Here is a 355-nt window from a genome sequence, read left to right as displayed (position 1 = left end):
GGAAAGCCCTGCTGCCGATCGCCGACGCCTTCGACGCTCGGGTGGAGGCCGTCGAGGCGGAGACCGTCCTCGCCTGCTGCAGCGTCCACCCTAGCACGGAAGGCGGCGGCGACCGGCCGCAGGGATTTCCGGCGCCGTGTCCGTCCCGGCGTCAGCCCACCTCTGCCGGGCATAGGCACCGCCCGTGCAGTCGCGATCCGCAGGGCCTTACCTGTCCAGGCCTGTTCGGTATGGACCCCGGGGGTGCCCCTCTCGAGGGCGACGGTCCGTAGGCTCACGCCGAGCAGCGTCGGGAAGCGCCATCCTGCGCCGAAACACAGCCGTTCGTCGCGTGGGGCGAACAGCTCCGGTGGGC

The 355-nt window shown here is 72.1% G+C and carries 1 protein-coding gene; it reads right to left on the bottom strand.

The genetic code is table 11. The features are described 5' to 3' along the window. On the bottom strand, nucleotides 1-355 hold a 355-nt coding region (locus MKK75_RS04055; RefSeq protein WP_244041349.1), incomplete at both ends, for a hypothetical protein.

Source organism: Methylobacterium sp. J-030 (assembly GCF_022829545.1).
GTDB lineage: Bacteria > Pseudomonadota > Alphaproteobacteria > Rhizobiales > Beijerinckiaceae > Methylobacterium.
The sequence above is the reverse complement of the archived record's forward strand: the minus strand, read 5'-3'. Positions and strand labels throughout refer to the sequence as shown.